At 54.0% G+C, this 1,175-nt stretch carries 2 protein-coding genes; both read right to left on the reverse strand.

Annotated features, from left to right (window positions below):
- The coding region (locus CWE07_RS14225) for a hypothetical protein (protein ID WP_241974160.1) at positions 1 to 196 on the reverse strand (196 nt) is incomplete at its 3' end.
- Positions 196 to 1,175: DUF3347 domain-containing protein (locus CWE07_RS14230; RefSeq protein WP_126819032.1), on the reverse strand; the 980-nt coding region annotated here is incomplete at its 5' end. The genes CWE07_RS14230 and CWE07_RS14225, both read right to left, overlap by 1 nt.

A 1,175-nucleotide genomic window follows, 5' to 3' on the forward strand; every position in this document is an offset into this window, starting at 1 on the left:
GCGGCGAGCGCCCAGGCCAATCGGTATACACAATCTGCTGGTTTTCACCAATATTAGGAATAGCATCCACCGCCACAGGCGAGCGAGGCATGCCGGTATCCCAGTTAAACGGCGCCACCAATATACCGGCGACTACGACAATAACCGCCAGCAGCGCCACCACGAGCTTATTATTCAAAAGCCAATTCGTCATCATCAGTGGCCTCCGTGGCTATCGTGCCCGCCTTCAAATCGCTCAACACGATCACCGCAGCGTAACATGGCATCACCGAAGTACGGGTTTAATAGACGTCTGTCCGGTTGCAACCAGTATGCCCCCTGATTATCAAACGCCATCGGACAAAACATCAGATAGCTGTCACGCGCAACATAACCGGCTCTTGCCAAGGCTATCATCGCCTGCGAATGTGCCTGAAATTGCTCACGTGCTTGGTCCAGACTAGTGACATGATGTGCATGACCAGCGCCGGTTGCCAATAGACTGTGCAAATCATGCATGTCAGCAGGCCATTGCACCGCTTCCACTGCCTCGAAAAACGACTCAGCGGCTGCTTGCCAGGCGTCTAAGTCATCACTATGGAGCGCTTCCCACATCGCAAAATACGCTTGCGAAAGCTCGCTTAACTCAAGGTCTTCGCCAACGGGCACTTCAATATCTTCATGTGTAGCAGCATGGCCCGCTGCGGGTTCATCAGCCATGTCTGCATGTGACATCCCCCCGTGGTCATGACCTCCGCCACCACCACCTTGTGGTGCCATCATGCTCGGGCGTCCGCGCAATTGCAGCTCACTGTCGATACGAAATGCACCACGACTGACAACCAGCTCGCCTTCCTCTAGTCCACTCAGTACTTCATAGTATTCTCCCAGGCGACGACCAATCTCCACCTGTCTCGCCTCAAACTCGCCACTATCAGGCGATGTCCTGACGTATACCACCGCCCGTTTGCCGGTTAACAATGGTGCCGATGCAGGAATAGTGATGACATCATCCACTTCAACCTCAACCTGAGCGCGCAGCAAGGCACCAGCAGTCAAATTACCACCCGCGTTTTGTATCGCTACACGTACTTGGCGGGTACGACTGTCCGCATCTAAACGAGGGGATAGAGACTCAACCACGCCTTCGATCGGTTGCTCTGAGGAAGTCAGTGAAAATGTCAGCGTTTGACCTA

The organism is Aliidiomarina maris (assembly GCF_003987335.1).
In the GTDB taxonomy this organism is placed as follows: Bacteria; Pseudomonadota; Gammaproteobacteria; order Enterobacterales; family Alteromonadaceae; genus Aliidiomarina; species Aliidiomarina maris.